This is a genomic window from Micromonospora sp. NPDC005413 (assembly GCF_040606435.1).
Classification (GTDB): Bacteria; Actinomycetota; Actinomycetes; order Mycobacteriales; family Micromonosporaceae; genus Micromonospora.
This window is the reverse complement of record NZ_JBEXEV010000001.1, coordinates 539,779-554,443: the sequence shown is the minus strand read 5'-3', so window position 1 is coordinate 554,443 and position 14,665 is coordinate 539,779. Positions and strand designations below refer to the sequence as shown.

Annotated in this window: 16 protein-coding genes; 8 read left to right on the top strand and 8 right to left on the bottom strand. The window is 71.0% G+C overall.

Annotated features, from left to right (window positions below; all coding sequences use genetic code 11):
* Positions 1 to 231 precede the first annotated feature (231 nt).
* From ABZS37_RS02185 to ABZS37_RS02165, 5 genes are read left to right on the top strand one after another with little or no spacing between them, the layout of a single operon-like run.
* The gene (locus ABZS37_RS02185) at positions 232 to 1,821 is read left to right on the top strand and encodes an ABC transporter substrate-binding protein (protein WP_355165083.1); all 1,590 of its coding nucleotides are present in this window, start codon (positions 232 to 234) and stop codon (positions 1,819 to 1,821) included.
* Positions 1,818 to 2,834, top strand: coding sequence for an ABC transporter permease (locus ABZS37_RS02180; protein WP_355164967.1), 1,017 nt, complete (start codon positions 1,818 to 1,820; stop codon positions 2,832 to 2,834). Before ABZS37_RS02185 ends, ABZS37_RS02180 begins: the two co-directional genes overlap by 4 nt.
* On the top strand, positions 2,827 to 3,711 hold the full coding sequence (locus tag ABZS37_RS02175) for an ABC transporter permease (RefSeq protein WP_355164966.1): 885 nt from the start codon (positions 2,827 to 2,829) through the stop codon (positions 3,709 to 3,711). The genes ABZS37_RS02180 and ABZS37_RS02175 overlap by 8 nt, the downstream gene beginning before the upstream one ends.
* Positions 3,708 to 4,712 carry an ABC transporter ATP-binding protein gene (locus tag ABZS37_RS02170; protein WP_355164965.1) on the top strand — a complete coding sequence of 335 codons (1,005 nt, stop codon included), beginning with the start codon at positions 3,708 to 3,710 and terminating at the stop codon, positions 4,710 to 4,712. The genes ABZS37_RS02175 and ABZS37_RS02170 overlap by 4 nt, the downstream gene beginning before the upstream one ends.
* Positions 4,709 to 5,389 carry an ATP-binding cassette domain-containing protein gene (locus ABZS37_RS02165; RefSeq protein WP_355164964.1) on the top strand — a complete coding sequence of 227 codons (681 nt, stop codon included), beginning with the start codon at positions 4,709 to 4,711 and terminating at the stop codon, positions 5,387 to 5,389. Before ABZS37_RS02170 ends, ABZS37_RS02165 begins: the two co-directional genes overlap by 4 nt.
* 88 nt (positions 5,390 to 5,477) lie before the next feature.
* Here ABZS37_RS02165 and ABZS37_RS02160 read toward each other — a convergent pair whose 3' ends face one another.
* On the bottom strand, positions 5,478 to 6,611 hold the full coding sequence (locus tag ABZS37_RS02160; protein ID WP_355164963.1) for a cupin domain-containing protein: 1,134 nt from the start codon (positions 6,609 to 6,611) through the stop codon (positions 5,478 to 5,480).
* A gap of 13 nt (positions 6,612 to 6,624) precedes the next feature.
* Complete coding sequence (locus ABZS37_RS02155; protein WP_355164962.1) at positions 6,625 to 6,858, bottom strand: hypothetical protein; 234 nt, start codon at positions 6,856 to 6,858, stop codon at positions 6,625 to 6,627.
* A gap of 524 nt (positions 6,859 to 7,382) precedes the next feature.
* Here ABZS37_RS02155 and ABZS37_RS02150 point away from each other — a divergent pair.
* Positions 7,383 to 8,678 (top strand): helix-turn-helix transcriptional regulator, encoded by a 1,296-nt coding sequence (locus tag ABZS37_RS02150; protein WP_355164961.1) that lies wholly within the window; start codon positions 7,383 to 7,385, stop codon positions 8,676 to 8,678.
* A 29-nt stretch (positions 8,679 to 8,707) separates the two neighbouring features.
* Here ABZS37_RS02150 and ABZS37_RS02145 read toward each other — a convergent pair whose 3' ends face one another.
* Complete coding sequence (locus ABZS37_RS02145) at positions 8,708 to 9,718, bottom strand: aldo/keto reductase (protein ID WP_355164960.1); 1,011 nt, start codon at positions 9,716 to 9,718, stop codon at positions 8,708 to 8,710.
* Between the two features lie 110 nt (positions 9,719 to 9,828).
* On the opposite strand from ABZS37_RS02145, the gene ABZS37_RS02140 reads away from it, so the two are divergent.
* Positions 9,829 to 10,437, top strand: coding sequence for a TetR/AcrR family transcriptional regulator (locus ABZS37_RS02140; protein WP_355164959.1), 609 nt, complete (start codon positions 9,829 to 9,831; stop codon positions 10,435 to 10,437).
* Positions 10,438 to 10,477: 40 nt separating this feature from the next.
* Here the strand turns inward: ABZS37_RS02140 and ABZS37_RS02135 are convergent, their stop codons facing one another.
* The 4 genes from ABZS37_RS02135 to ABZS37_RS02120 form a co-directional block, all read right to left on the bottom strand.
* A complete protein-coding gene (locus ABZS37_RS02135) occupies positions 10,478 to 11,107 on the bottom strand; it encodes a VOC family protein (RefSeq protein ID WP_355164958.1) in 630 nt (209 codons plus the stop codon).
* 195 nt (positions 11,108 to 11,302) lie between these two features.
* The gene (locus tag ABZS37_RS02130; RefSeq protein WP_355164957.1) at positions 11,303 to 11,719 is read right to left on the bottom strand and encodes a MarR family transcriptional regulator; all 417 of its coding nucleotides are present in this window, start codon (positions 11,717 to 11,719) and stop codon (positions 11,303 to 11,305) included.
* Between the two features lie 151 nt (positions 11,720 to 11,870).
* The gene (locus ABZS37_RS02125) at positions 11,871 to 12,209 is read right to left on the bottom strand and encodes an AraC family transcriptional regulator (protein WP_355164956.1); all 339 of its coding nucleotides are present in this window, start codon (positions 12,207 to 12,209) and stop codon (positions 11,871 to 11,873) included.
* The gene (locus tag ABZS37_RS02120; RefSeq protein WP_355164955.1) at positions 12,199 to 12,828 is read right to left on the bottom strand and encodes an AraC family transcriptional regulator; all 630 of its coding nucleotides are present in this window, start codon (positions 12,826 to 12,828) and stop codon (positions 12,199 to 12,201) included. Before ABZS37_RS02120 ends, ABZS37_RS02125 begins: the two co-directional genes overlap by 11 nt.
* A gap of 185 nt (positions 12,829 to 13,013) precedes the next feature.
* Here ABZS37_RS02120 and ABZS37_RS02115 point away from each other — a divergent pair, with 185 nt between their 5' ends.
* Entirely contained in the window at positions 13,014 to 13,652 is a 639-nt protein-coding gene (locus tag ABZS37_RS02115) for an HD domain-containing protein (protein ID WP_355164954.1), read from the top strand.
* A 4-nt stretch (positions 13,653 to 13,656) separates the two neighbouring features.
* Here ABZS37_RS02115 and ABZS37_RS02110 read toward each other — a convergent pair whose 3' ends face one another.
* Entirely contained in the window at positions 13,657 to 14,541 is an 885-nt protein-coding gene (locus ABZS37_RS02110; protein ID WP_355164953.1) for a pyridoxal-phosphate dependent enzyme, read from the bottom strand.
* Positions 14,542 to 14,665: the final 124 nt, after the last annotated feature.

Genomic DNA, 14,665 nt, shown 5'->3' with positions numbered 1-14,665 from the left:
CGGAACACCCCGACACCCTGACCGGTCGGCCCCGACCGTGACCACCAGCGGGGACGGTGGTCGCGGTCATGCCACGGCCTGCCGTCGCCGCGCACGTTCATGATGCAGGTAACTTGCAATTGCCAAAGAGTTGCAACTATGCCACCGTGATCATCAAAGGTTGCGGCTGCAGGCGCTGCGCCAGCACGTCCACATCCACTCCCCACACCACAGGAGCGTTCTGTGACCCGGATGCGTCCGACCTTCCGGCGCCTCGTGGCGTCGACCGCAGCGGCCGGGATGCTCGTCCTCGCCGGCTGCTCGGCCCCGACCACCCCCGACAGTTCAGCCGGCGGCGCGACGCTGGTCGTGGCCACGTCCGACGAGCCGGATGCGTTGAACCCGGTCCTCAACTACGGCGTCGACGGCGCCGCGCTGATCTTCGACGGGCTCGTCTCCCGCGACAATGACAACCGGCTCGTCCCCGGCCTGGCCGCCGCGTTGCCGACGGTGTCGCCGGACGGTCGCACCGTGACCGCGAAGCTCCGCGATGGCGTGCTGTTCCATGACGGCACCGCACTGAGCGCACAGGACGTCGTCTTCACGTATCAGGCCGTGTTGGATCCGAAGGTCGACTCGACGCTGCGGTCCGATCTGGACATGGTGGAGTCGGTGACCGCACCCGACCAGGCCACGGTCGTGTTCCGGCTGCGCTACCCCTACGCGCCGTTCCTGCAGCGGCTCACCCTCGGCATCGTGCCGGCCAAGCTGCTCAGCGGGCAGGACATCAACACCGCCGGGTTCAATCGAAAGCCGGTCGGGACCGGGCCGTACAAGGTCGAGTCCTGGACGCCGGGCGACCGGCTGGTGCTCTCGGCGAACGAGCGCTACTTCGGCGGCCGGCCGGCGAACAACCGGGTGGTGGTCGCGTTCGTCGCGGACGACAACGTCCGTGCCCAGCGGATGCGGGCCGGCGAGTTCGACGCGGCCGAGCTGCCGCCGAAGCTCGCCTCCGGTTTCGACCAGGACACCACCTACCGGGTGCAGCGGGTGCCGACCGCCGACTACCGCGGCGTGATGCTGCCGATGGGCAACCCGGTCCTCGCCGACCCGGCGATCCGCCGGGCGCTCAGCCTGGCCGTCGACCGGTCCGCGATGGTCTCCGGCATCCTCGGCGGCGCCGGCGAACCGGCCTTCGGCCCGATCCCCCCGACCTCCGAGTTCGCCGAGCCCTCGATCATCGCCAGGTCGACCGCCGACCCGACGGCCGCGGCGGCGCTGCTCGACGCGGGCGGCTGGACGCCCGGTGCGGGTGGGGTGCGGGCCAAGGACGGTCGACCGGCCCGATTCACACTGATGTACCCGGCGAGCGACACCCTGCGCAAGGACCTGGCCCTGGCGGTGACCGCCGACGCGAAGAAGATCGGCATCGAGGTGACCCCGGCGGGGCTCACCTGGGACGCCATCGACCCGCGGATGACCTCCGACGCCCTGCTGATGGGCTATGGCACGCCGTACGACCCGGACTTCGTCTCGTACAAGCTCTTCGGCTCGCAGTTCGCGGGGCAGGGCTACTTCAACCCCGGCTCGTACCGCTCCGAGGCGGTCGACCGGGCCCTGCAGGAGGGCCGGGACCAGATCGATCCGGACCGACGCAAGGCCGCGTACGCCCAGTTCCAGAAGCAGCTCGCGGCCGACGTACCGTGGCTGTTCCTCACCTACCTGCGGCACACCTACGTGCTGAAGTCCTCGGTCCAGGGCGTGACCCCCCGGGTTGAGGCGCACGAGCACGGGGTGGCGAACAGCGTCTGGTGGAACATCAACACCTGGACCCGGTCGTGACCGGTCGGACGACGTCGCCTCGCCGTCGCTCCGGTCGACTGGCCGGGGCGGGGGCGGTGGTCCGGCGCCGGCTCCTGGTCGCCGTCCCGGTGCTCATCGCGACCAGCATCGGGATGTTCGCCCTCGGCGCCGCGTCGCCGGTCGACCCCGCGAAGCAGTACGCGGGAGCGGCGGCCTTCACCGCCACGGAGGAGAACCTGGCGCAGATCCGCGCCAACTGGGGTCTCGACGACCCGCTCCCGGTGCAGTATCTGCGGTGGATCAGCAACCTGGTCCAGGGCGACCTGGGCTGGTCGACCAGCCGACACGAGCCGGTCGCCTCGGTGCTCGCCGCCCGGGCCGGCTGGACGCTGTTACTGATCGGCGTGACCCTTGCCCTGGTCCTGGTCGCGAGTCTGCTGCTGGGCGCGCTGGCCGCGTACCGGCGGGGTGGGCTGTTCGACCGGGCGTTGCGGACGGCCGCGTACGCGGTGGAGTCGATGCCGGTGTTCTGGCTGGGCCTGGCGGCGATCGCCATCTTCGCGCTGGCCCTGGGGTGGTTCCCGGCCGGCGGGCTGACCGACGTCACCGCGACCAGCACCTCGTGGTCCGACGTGGCGCACCACCTGATCCTGCCGGTCGGGGTGCTGGCCGTGTCCCAGGCGCCGTGGTTCGTGCTGTTCGTCCGGGACGCGGTCGCGGAGAGCATGCGCGACGACCACGTGCTCGCGGCGCGGGCCCGTGGACTGCCCGGGCGGACGGTGCTGTTCGGGCACGCGTTGCGGACCGCGCTGCTGCCGTTCCTTACCCTGGTCGGCACCCATCTGCCCGAACTGGTCGGCGGGGCGGTGCTGGTCGAGACGGTCTTCTCGCTGCCGGGCCTCGGTGCCGTCACGGTCGCCGCCGCGCTGGGCAGCGACTTCCCGCTGCTGGCGGCGATCACGCTGGTCACCACCGCGGTGGTGCTGGCCGCGAACCTCGTGACCGACCTCGCCTACGCCGCCGCCGATCCGAGGGTACGACTCGATGACTGACCTCGCTGCCCGACGACCGCTGCTGCGGACGGCCCGGTCCCGGCTCCGACTGCGGCCCGGCCAGGCCAGTGCTGTCGCGGCCGGCGTTGTCCTCCTCGTCGCCGTCGTCGGTTCGCTTCTCGCTCCGCTCTTCTGGCCGCTCGACCAGAGCGCGGTCGCGCTGGACCAGACCCGCTTGACACCTTCCTGGACCCACCTCGCCGGCACCGACGACCTCGGCCGGGACGTGGCTCACCGTGCCGTCTACGGGCTGCGGGTGTCGCTGCTCGTCGGCGCGGTCGCCGCGCTCGTCGCCACCGTCCTCGGCGGCGTGGTCGGCGGGATCGCCGGCACCCTCGGCGGCCGGGTGGACCGCATCCTGATGCGGATCGTCGACACCATCGCCGCGATGCCGCACCTGCTGCTGGGCATCTTCATCGTCGCCATGCTGCGTCCCAGCCTCGGCGCGGTGATCGCCTCCGTCGCGCTCACCCACTGGCTCTCCACGGCCCGCATCGTCCGATCCGAGTTGCTGAGCCTGCGTACCCGGCCGTTCATCGACGCCGCCATCAGCGGCGGAGCCGGCCGGCGTCGGGTCCTGATGCGGCACCTGCTGCCGCACGTCCTGCCCCGGCTGGCGCTGGCCACCACCCTGATGATCCCGCACGCGGTGTGGCACGAGACCGCGCTGTCGTTTCTCGGCCTCGGCCTGCCGCCGCACCTCGCCTCACTCGGCAACATGATCAACGACGGCCAGGGATCGCTGCTGACCGGCGCCTGGTGGGCCAGCCTGGCGCCGGGCGCGGTCATCGTCGTCGTCACCCTCGCCATCGCGGTCCTCGCCGCCCGCTGGCGCGACCGCCTCGATCCCCGGGTCCGAGCGGAGCTGCACCTGTGACCACCACCGAACGCGTCGCCGCCCCGGCGTCTCCCCGCGCCGCCGCGAGTCGGCCCCTGCTCGCCGTGGACAGCCTCGGCGTCCAGTTCCGGCTACGCGACGCGAGCGTGCGCGCCGTCACCGACCTCAGCCTCACCGTACGGGCCGGCGAGCTGCTGGCCATCGTCGGCGAGTCCGGCTGCGGCAAGTCCGTCCTGGCCCACGCGCTGCTCGGCCTGTTGCCGGCCAACGCCATGATCACCGGCCACGCCGTCCTGCACCACCCGGACACCGAGCCGGTCGACCTGGTCACCTGCGGCCAGCGCCACCTGGCCCGGAAGGTACGCGGTCGTCGGGTCGGGCTGGTCCCGCAGAGCCCGGCCACCGCTCTGAACCCGGTCCGCACCGGACGGCGACTGCTCACCGAGACGCTCCGGGTCCACCGCCGGGACCGCGAGGACGCCGATCAGCTCGCGGTCGACGTGGGGCTCGACCCGGCGGACCTGGACCGCTACCCGCACGAGCTGTCCGGCGGCATGGCACAGCGTCTGGTCACCGCACTCGCCCTGGCACCAGACCCGTCGCTGCTCATCGCCGACGAGCCCACCACCGGCCTCGACCGCCCGCTGGTGGATCACACCCTGGACCTGCTCCGCCGCCGCTGCGACAACGGCTCGGCCGTCGTGCTCATCACGCACGACCTGGCCGCCGCGCAGCGGGTCGCCGACACCGTCGCCGTCATGTACGCCAGCCGGATCGTGGAGCACCGGGAAACCGCCCAACTCTTCGCCGCACCAACCCACCCGTACGCCGCGGCGCTGCTCGACGCCCTGCCGGACCGGGCTTTCCGGCCGGTCCCGGGCGACCCGCCGATGCTCACCGCACTGCCCCCGGGATGCGCGTTCGCGCCCCGCTGCCCGCGCCGCACGGACAACTGCGCGAGCCGGCCACAGCCGACACCGGTCGTCGGCGGCGGCACGGTGGCCTGCCACCATCCGATCCTCACCGGAGCCGTCACGTGACCAGCCCGCAGCACCTCCTCGCCGACGAGGTGACCGTCGGCTACGGCCGTCAGGTCGTACTCGACGGCGTCAGCCTGCGAGTCGGTCGTGGCGAGACGGTCGGGCTTCGTGGACCGTCCGGCTGCGGCAAATCCACCCTGGTCCGGGTCCTCGCCCTTCTGCACCGCCCCGATCGCGGCCAGGTCAGCATCGACGGCACCCCGGTCAACGCCGTCCGCTACGCCGTACCGGTCGACCTGCGGACCCGCGTCGCCGTTCTCTTCCAGAGCCCACGCGCCGCCGCCGACCCCCGGCTGAGCCTCACTGACCTGATAGCCGAACCGCTACGCGCCCTCCGAACGCCCGAGCCGACGGTCCGCGAGCGGGTGGCCGAACTTGCCGACCTCGTCGGCCTCACCTCGGACCTTCGCACCCGTCGTCCACACGCGGTGTCCGACGGGCAACTGCAACGGGCCTGCCTCGCGCGGGCCCTCGTGCACCGTCCCGACTACCTGCTCTGCGACGAGGCCACGGCGATGCTCGACGCCTCGACCCAGGCGCACGTCGCCGCCGTCATCCGCGACTACCAGCAGACCCAGCACGCCGGCGTCCTGGTCGTCACCCACGACCAGACCCTGATGGACCGCTGGGCCGACCGGATCGTCGACCTGGTCGGCATGGCGAGGGCACGTCACTAAGTCGCGGTTCGACGCGGCCAGGTAGCCGGATCCGGGCGGTGGGCACGAACGGCGTCCCTCAACCGGCGATGTCCACGAGACCGGGACCTCAGACCACGGTCTGTTTCGTGTTCGGCAACTCGTCGACGATCGACTTCGGCACGTTGATCGTGTCCGCGATGATTTCGTGGGGTGTGTTGGCCATCCATTGCATCACCGAGATGTCCTCGAACCGGGGATGCCGGAACATCTCCAGGAACACCAGCGGCTCGTCGCCGGTGTTCTCGATGTAGTGGCCGTACGCGAAGGGGACGTAGCCGACATCGCCGGCTTGGAAGTCGAACGTCCGAGCGGCGGCCTGAGCCGCGAAGACGCCCATCCGGCCGGTGCCGGAGATGTAGTACTGCCACTCGTCGGTGGTGGGGTGCCAGTGCAACTCGCGCATTCCTCCGGGCTCGACCTCGACGAGGGCGGCGGCGGTGGTCACGGACGCGGCGAAGTTGGTCGAGTCGGTGATCCGGACCGTTCCACCGCGGAAACGCTGCGGGGTCTGCGCGATCATCCGGTGTTTGAAGCTTCGCGGGATGTCGCCGGTCGGGCTGATCACCCGATCCTGTTGCAGGGGCGGTGGGACTTCGCCCTGGAAGATGTACTTCTCCCGCTCGGGCAGGTTCTCCATCTGTTCCATCGTCCAGCCGAAGTTCTTCGCCAGGACGTGCCGAGGCGTGTGTGCGAAGAAGTCGCTGAGCAGGAACGTGTTGTTCTCCGAGAAGGCGCCGTCGTCAAAGACCAGCAGGAACTGGGCGCCATCGGCCAGCGCCTGGATGTTGTGCGGCACGCCCTGCGGAAAGAACCACAGATCGCCCGCTTTGACGTCCTCGATGAAGTTGCGTCCCTCGTGGTCGACCGCGCTGATCCGGCAACTGCCGCTGAGCATGTACGCCCACTCCGACTGTTGATGCCAGTGGATCTCCCGGTACGCGCCCGGTTCCAGGCCGAACTGGACGCCGGACATCTGGCTGGCGATCGGCAGATCGCGGGCGGTGACCTCCCGGGTCCAGCCGCCCTTCTCCACGCGGGTGTGCGCCTGGGAGAACGAGAACTTGAGGTTGGGCACCAGCCGGCTGTCGGTCGTTGGCGGCACCAACAGGTCGGGGTTCTGTCGCTCGACCTCGACGTTACGCCCCGCGAAGGGCGGGCCACCCTGGTCGCCGCGTCGCGGCTCGGGATCGCTGTTCGCCATGATCGCTGTCTCCTCACTCCGGCTGGATCGGATGGGGCGGGGGAACGGATCCGCCTCGCAGGCGTAGCCGGGACGGCAGCCCCAGCAGGGTGCGCACGGCGGGCCGGCCGTAGTGCACCGCGATCGTGGCGGGAATCGCCACCGCGGTCACGGCCAGCACGACGCGGGTCCACGCCGGGGCGTCTCCACCCGCGCCGGTGCTGGCGAACAGAACGAACACCACCAGTACGGCCCGGAGCCGGTGCACACCGGGAAGCCTGGTCCGGCCCGGGTGCCGCCCGCACCGCCCTTGATCGTTGGCTGCTGAGCAACAGTCGGACCGGCGTGTCGCACTGCTCAGCAGCCAACGATCAAGGGGCGACGACGTCGAGTGGGCCATGCACTCGATGATCGGGGGCGAGGCCTTGACGTCGCATCACGTGATTGCGCCATTGCGGCACGTCAGATCCCGGGCGCTACGGGCCATTGAGCGCAAACGACGGCAGGTGGGCACCAGCAGCTGCCGGGCCACATCCTGTCGGTTCGTCGATCTGGTCGCTGGCCCCTGCCGCCGTGGTTAGGCTCGATCTCGGGACGGTATTTCGACGCGCCGGGTAACCACCGGGGAGAACGCCATTGTCCGAATCACCCTTCAACGCCGTAACGGTTCCCCACCTACTCGGTCGCCTGGCGCAGATCGCGGCACTGGAGCAGCCGTCGGTCGCTCTCGCCGGCTTGCGGGAGGCGCTAAGCCAGCGACTGGACGCTCGGAGCCGAAGTACTCTGCTCGCCATGATCGCCACCGTCGCAGCCCGCGTGGGACATCCGGACGCCGACGCCCTGCTCCGCGACGCGGGCACCGCCCACGCCGCATCGGGTGACCAGTCATCCGCTCGCCATCTCGCCCTCGGCCGGGCCGCTCGCTCGCTGTCGCACGGGGACCTACCGGGTGCCCACGCCGTGCTGGCAGCACTGGATCCCGACACCTGGTCGGCACGACGGGACGCCACGTCGATCCGGGCCGAACGAATCCTGGTGCAGCTCGGCCTGGGCCGGCACCAGGACGCCCAGACCGCGACCCGCCAGGCGTTCGATGACACGGCGTCGCCCGGCACGCCGGTGAGCAGCAGGCTGACCGCCCTGGACTGCCTGCGCATGGTCGCGGTGGGCGAGCTGCCCGAGGCGGCCGCGCTGGCTGTCACGACGCTCAACTCGGGCTCGGCGGACATCAGCCAGGAGGCGCGCGCCCTGCTGGTCGCGGTGATCGCCGAGGTTCGCTACCGCCGTGGCGAACACGACGCCGCGCGCGCCGTCCTCCGCAGTTGCCTCACGGAAGGACGATGGCCGGACAGTACGATGTGGACGCCCGCCTTCTGTGTCGCAGTCCGCGACCCTGCCCTCAGCGAGCCGGCGGGGCTGCTCACCGCAGTCGTCGCTGACCTGCACCGGTCGGTCCGGTCACTCCTGCCCGTGCCACAGTTCGGCCCCCGACTGGTACGCGCGGCGATGGTCGCTGGCGACACCCAGGCCGCTCGCCGAGTCACCGAGCTGGTCGCGCTGGTAGCCACGCGCACCCCGGTCCCGCTCTGGCACGCACTGGCCGACCAGACCAGAGGGCTGCTCGATCGCGACCCGGACGCACTCCGATCGGCCGTCGACGGACTGCGCACCACCGCCGCGTGGCCGGCTCTGGCCGACGCGTTGCTCGACCTCGCGAACAGCTCTGGGCTACGGCCTGCGGAGGCGTGGGATGCCGCGCACGAGGCGGCTGCCCTCTACGCCCGGATCGGCGCCCCAGGCGACCAGGCGCTGGCCGACAGGCGATGCGTCGATCTCGCTGCCACCCCACACCACCGGCCGTCGACCGACGAGCCGCTCCGCTCGGGCATCGACGCGCTCACCCCCGCCGAGGAGAGGGTGGCAGAAATGCTCGCCACGGGCGCCACGAAGAAGGAGGCGGCCGGGAACCTCTTCGTGTCCTTCCACACTGTGGACACCCAACTCCGATCGGTCTATCAGAAGCTGGGGATCCACAATCGGATGCAGTTGGTGCGGGCCTGGGACCGGTACAAGGCGACCAGCGGCTGATGACCACCTGACCTCGCAGCCAGCCGGGGTCACTTCTCGCTGTCGAGGGCAGCCATCATCGTCGTCGCGTACCGCTGCCCGGAGGCGGCACCGGCCGGCACGGCCCGCTCGATCTCGTCCAGCGCCGCCCGGTCCAGCACCAGGTCGACCGCGGCCAGTGACTCGGCCAGCCGATCCCGCCGCCGCGCGCCGACCAGTGGCACGATCTGCTCGCCCTGCGCCGCCACCCAGGCGATCGCCACCTGGCTCGTGGTCGCCCCCAGCCGCTGCGCGACCCGGCCGAGCGCGTCCACGAGGCGCAGGTTCGCGGTCAGGTGCTCCCCCTGGAACCGCGGGCTGTTCGCCCGGAAGTCCGTGCCGATCAACTCACGGTCGGCGGACCAGTGCCCGCTCAGCAGCCCTCGTGACAGCACCCCGTAGGCGGTCAACCCGATGCCCAGCTCTCGCAACGCCGGCAGAATCGTGGCCTCCGGGCCACGGGACAGCAGCGAGTACTCGATCTGCACATCACTGATCGGTGCCACCGCCGCTGCCCGACGGATGGTGTCCGCGCTCACCTCGGAGAGCCCGATGTGCCGGATGTAGCCGGCCTGCTGCATCTCGAGCAGCGCGCCCACGGTCTCCTCCACCGGCACCTGCGGGTTCAGCCGCGATGGCCGGTAGATGTCGATGTAGTCGGTGCCCAACCGGCGCAGCGAGTACGCGAGCCGGTCCTTCACCGCCACCGCCGACACGTCGTACGGTGCCGCCTGGAAGCCGCCGTCCGGCGTTCGGCGCGAGCCGAACTTCACACTGACGACCACCTCTTCCCGACGACGCTCCCGCAGCACCCGACCGATCAGCATCTCGTTGTGACCCGACCCGTAGAAGTCCGCGGTGTCGATCAGATTCACGCCGGCGTCGATGGCCGCGTGCAGCGTCGCGACGCTCTCGGCCTCGTCCGCCGGCCCGTACAGGTCCGACATGCCCATCGCGCCGAGCCCGATCATCGACACCTCCGGACCGGAGGCACCCAACCGTCGCCGTCGTAGACCCGTCATGTCACTCGTCTCCTTCGGTCGTCACTGCGGTGGATCGCGTGGCATCGCTGTGTACGCTGTGTCCATATAACCACCGTAGAGACACTCTGTCCATATAACCGGGAGGACCCGTGGCCCAGCTCACGCCGGATGCCGACACGCCACCCCGCCGGGGTCGCGGCCGCCGGCCCGCCGACCAGGTACGGGCCGAGATCCTCACTGCCGCCGGCAATCTCTTGCTGGCAGAGGGCATGGCCGGCTTCACCATCGAGAAGGTCGCAGCCCTCGCCGGGGCCAGCCGGATGACGATCTACAAGTGGTGGCCCTCCAAGGGGGCACTCGCCCTGGACGGCTACTTCACCGTCGTCGCACCCACGCTGGCCTTCACCGACACCGCCGACATCGTCGCCGACCTGACCAACCAGCTCGTCGCCTTCGTCCACCTCATGCGGGACACCTCCGCCGGGCGGGTGATCAGCCAACTCATCGCGCAGGCGCAGACCGACCCCGAGTTGGCCACGGCCTACCGGCAGCGCTACTCCGGCCCCCGCCGAGCCCTCGCCGTCGAAGCCCTCGGCAGAGCCGTGACCCGCGGGCAGCTCCGCGCCGACATCGACCCCGAATCCGTCGTCGACCAGCTCTGGGGAGCCTGCTACCACCGGCTCCTCGTCCCCGACCTGCCGCTCACCGAGGACTTCGCCCGCACGCTGGTCGACAACCTCATCCGCGGGCTGCGCTGACCAAGATCGCCGCCAACCAGGCGAACAAGCCGGTCGCGGCTCACTCGGGCGGCGTGGCCCCCGACTGCTCGCTGACCATGTAGGCCGCGTACCAGTCGGGCCAGTTCTCGTCCCGCTCGCCGGTGCGCTCTTCGTGCTCGCCGTGGGCGGCAGCCGCGCGGCGGAGCGCGCTCGCCACGTCGCTCGCGGAGCCGAACGACGTCAGCCCACCCTCGACGCGCCCGGGAAGCCTGGTCGTGATCTCCTGCATCAGCCAGGTGTTGCCGTCCGGGTCGCGAAACGTGGCGCGCGAGAAGTAGCTGCGCCGCTCGGGATCCGGCCCGTCGGCCGGGCCGTCCGGGCTGACGTGGAAGATGTCACCGACCTCGACACCGGCAGAGACCAGGGCGTTCCGGGCCATCTCGATGTCAGAGACGACCAGGTACGCCATGGCCGAACCGGGTGCCGCGGACGTGAGCTTCGGGCCGAACTGCACGGAGCACCCGGAGCCGTGCGGCGTCAACTGGACCACGCCGGGCGGCGTCTGATCGAGCCGCCACCCGAGGCGTACGTAGAACTCCTTCGCGCGGTCGACATCCGCAACAGGGACGACGATCACCTCAAGTTTCAGGTCGAGGCTCTCGACGCGCGACATCCCACTCGCGTCGCCCTGGGCACTCTTCGGGCTCATCGGGGCCTCCCCTGGCTCGCGTGCGGTTCATGCGCCTGCCCGGCGTACTCGTGGATTCTCCGGCCGGCGTGCCGCGACGGGCCCGATCGCCGCCTGCGACGCCGCCCTCACTCCGCACGCTACTGGTCGCGCCCTTGCCCGGTGCCGGCTTCCCGCGTACCCCGATCAGGGCAGCCAGCGCGGGGCGACGCCGTCTCAGCCCTCGGTGTCGTGGCCGGTTGCCGGGAGGCTCGCCACGCCACGACCCAGCGCGGTCCGGAAATCCCGGTAGAGGTCGGGACCGAGCGTGTCGGAGAGTTTCTGCTCGATCAGGTTCACGACGCCGTCGGAGACCTCCATGAATCTGAGGCCCCGATCCGTCGGCATGATCAGCTTTGCCCGGCGGTCGGCAGGGTCGGGCGCGCGGCGGACGTAGCCCAGCCGCTCCAACTCGTCGAGGATCGCGCCCATCGTCTGCTTGTTGCGTCCGGCCAGCCGAGCCAGTTCGCCGGGGCGGGTGCCCTCCGCGTCCAGGTACGCGAGCACCGCGCCGTGGCGGGGCCGGACGTCGTCGAACCCGTGCTCGGCGGACCGCCGGAAGATCTCGCGCTGGACACGCCCGGAGAGCTGCACGGCCAGGATGCCGAGGTCGGGATCCTGCTCCTTCAGTGCTCTTCGGCGAGTTCGTCCGCGATCACCGCGAGCACTTCGCCAGCGCCTGATCCGCCTGCGGCTGCCCTTCGGTGCGATCTCACCGAAGGGCGCCGCCGCGCAGCCGTACGAGTCACGGCTCGGTGGCGTCCTCGTCGTCCATCATCGGCGCCGAGTCACGCGTCGTTCTGCGAAACCGCTGCTGGTAGGCGCGCGGGGAGACCCCCACCCGGGCGAGAAACATCCGGCGCAGTGTCTCCGGGCTGCCGATGCCGACCTGTTGGGCGCAGGCGGTGACCGACTGCCCTGCGTGCAACAGACGGATGGCCGCGTCAATCCGCACGCCTTCCACGTACTTGCTGGGGCTGCTGCCGAGTTCCTGCCGGAACATCCGGGAGAGGTGACGCGGGCTGACATGCGCCCGGGTGGCGAGGGCGGTCACCGAGTGGTCGTCGGCCGGGTCAGCTGCCACCGCGTCGGTCACCTGCCGCAGCACGGGAGTGCGGGGTCGGGGCAGGGCGAGAGGGCGAGAACTGCGACTGGCCGCCGGGTCGCTGCAGGAACACGACCAGCGACTGAGCGACGGACCGGGCGATCTCCTCGCCGTGGTCGCGCTCCACGAGGGCCAGCGCGAGGTCGATGCCCGCGGACACGCCGGCGGACGTGAAGATCGGCCCGTCCTGTACGAAGATGGCGTCGGGCTCCACCCGCACCCGCGGAAACGCGGCTGCGAGCATCCGGGCGTGCCGCCAGTGCGTCGTCGCCCGGCGACCGTCGAGCAGACCGGCGCCAGCCAGGAGGAACGCGCCGGTGCAGACCGAGGCGGTACGAGCGGCGCGGTGTGACAGCGCCGCCGCGGCGGCGGTGAGTTCGGGGCTGATCGGGCTCACCGGCAGGGCGTCGCCGCCGACCACGAGGGCGGTCCCGACGTCGGTCGCCGAGTCGATGGCGCCATCCACGGCGACGCGCATACCCGTCGAGGCGCGGACGGCGGCACCATCGGTGGAGCGCACCTCCAGCTCGTACCGTGCGCCGAACTTGGCGGCCTCCGCGAAGACCTCGAAGGGTCCGACCAGGTCCAGGAGCTTCATCCCGTCGAAAACGAGAGCTGTGACCCGGTGTGCCTCTGCCGCCCGGCTCCCCACAGCGCCAACCCCTCCGTGATGTCCTGATCCGAGGGAAGCATGGCAGATAGGACAGGGCACCGGACAGTCCGCTCGGGTGACGCTTGACGCATCGGAGCCCGGCCCGGGGCTCCCGAACCGACAGGACATCCATGAGCCAGACGATCGCCGGCATCGGGATCCCCGATTCGCAGCTCGCCAACGACGCCACCGAGCTTGTCCGCCAGGCCACCGACGATCTGCTGTTCCATCACTCCCGGCGGGTCTTCGTCTTCGGCTCGCTCCAGGGTCGGCGGCTCGGCCTGAAGGCCGATCCTGAGCTGCTCTACGTGGGGGCGATGTTCCACGACCTGGGGCTGACCGAACGCTACCGCCGCGACGATCAACGCTTCGAGCTCGACGGCGCGGACGAGGCACGCCGTTTCCTCCGGTCGAACGGCATCGGCGAGCACGAGGCGCGGCTCGTGTGGGAAGGAATCGCCCTGCACACCACGCCCGAGGTTCCGTACCGCCTGGAGCCCGAGGTCGCCCTCGTCACCGCGGGTGTCGAGACGGACGTGCTCGGCATCGGCTACCGCGAGTTGTCGCCCGCTGACATCGCGGCGGTGACCGCGGCGCATCCTCGGCCGAACTTCAAACGAGCCATCGTCGACGCGTTCGCCGATGGTTTCCGGCACCGGCCGGACACCACCTTCGGGACCGTCAACGGTGACGTCCTGGAGCACCGGGTGCCGGGCTACCACCACATCGACTTCGTCCGGGTCATCGAGGAGTCCGCCTGGCCCGAATGAGCCGTTAGAGCTCGGGATGGCCGAAGAGCCCCGGCAGCCCGCCGCTGTGCAGGAAGACGACCCTGTCGCCGCGCGGGAAGCTGCCGGCCAGCAGCGCCGCCATCGCCCGGCCGGTGTACGTCGGATCCAGGAAAACTCCCTCGTCGCGGGCGGTCGTCTCCAGCGCCGCCCGCGCCGCGTCGGTGAGCGCGCGGTAACCCGCACCCACCTGTGAGCCGTCGATCCGCAGCGCGTCCGGCTCGACCTCGCCGACCAGCAGCCCGGCGACGGTCGCACGAGGGTCGGGCAAGGCCCCGGTATCCACGCCGACCACCCGCTCAGCGCCCAGCTCACGCACCAACCCAGCCATCGTTCCGCCCGAGCCGAGCGCCACCACGACCTCGGTCCCGTCGATGTCCGGCAGCTGGGCGCGCAGCTCCCGGCCGCAATCCACATAAGCCTGGGTCGATGCGGGTGAGGTGCCACCGAACGGGATGACGTACGCCGATCGCCTCTCCGCCTCAAGCGCCACCACCTCGGCGAGCGGGCTTTCGCCGGCCCAGACGATCTCCGCGCCGGCAAGCTCATCGAGGAGCAGGTTGCCACGCCGGTTCGTTGAGGGCGGGCCGGCGAGCACCAGCACGCAGGCAAGGCCGAGCCGCGCGGCCGCAGCAGCGGTGAGCCGCGCATGGTTGCTCTGCGGCGCCCCCGAAGTGATCACGGTGGTGGCGCCGACGGCGATCGCCTGGGCGCAGGTGTACTGCAACTTGCGGATCTTGTTGCCGCCTCCGCCGAGGCCGTTGAGGTCGTCGCGCTTGAACCAGAACTCGGCCAGCCCCAGCCGGGCGGCGAGCCGGGGCGCGGACTCCAGCGGTGTCGGCCACGTACCGAGAGAAACTGGGGTGATCATCCGTACACCTAACCATTCCGCTGCTCATGCCCGGCGTACTGCGGCTCGCGACAGAGGGCCGATGTCCGAATGGCGACCCGGGCGGAGCTCCGCATGCCTCTGCCCCGGACCGGCGCCGTCGCGA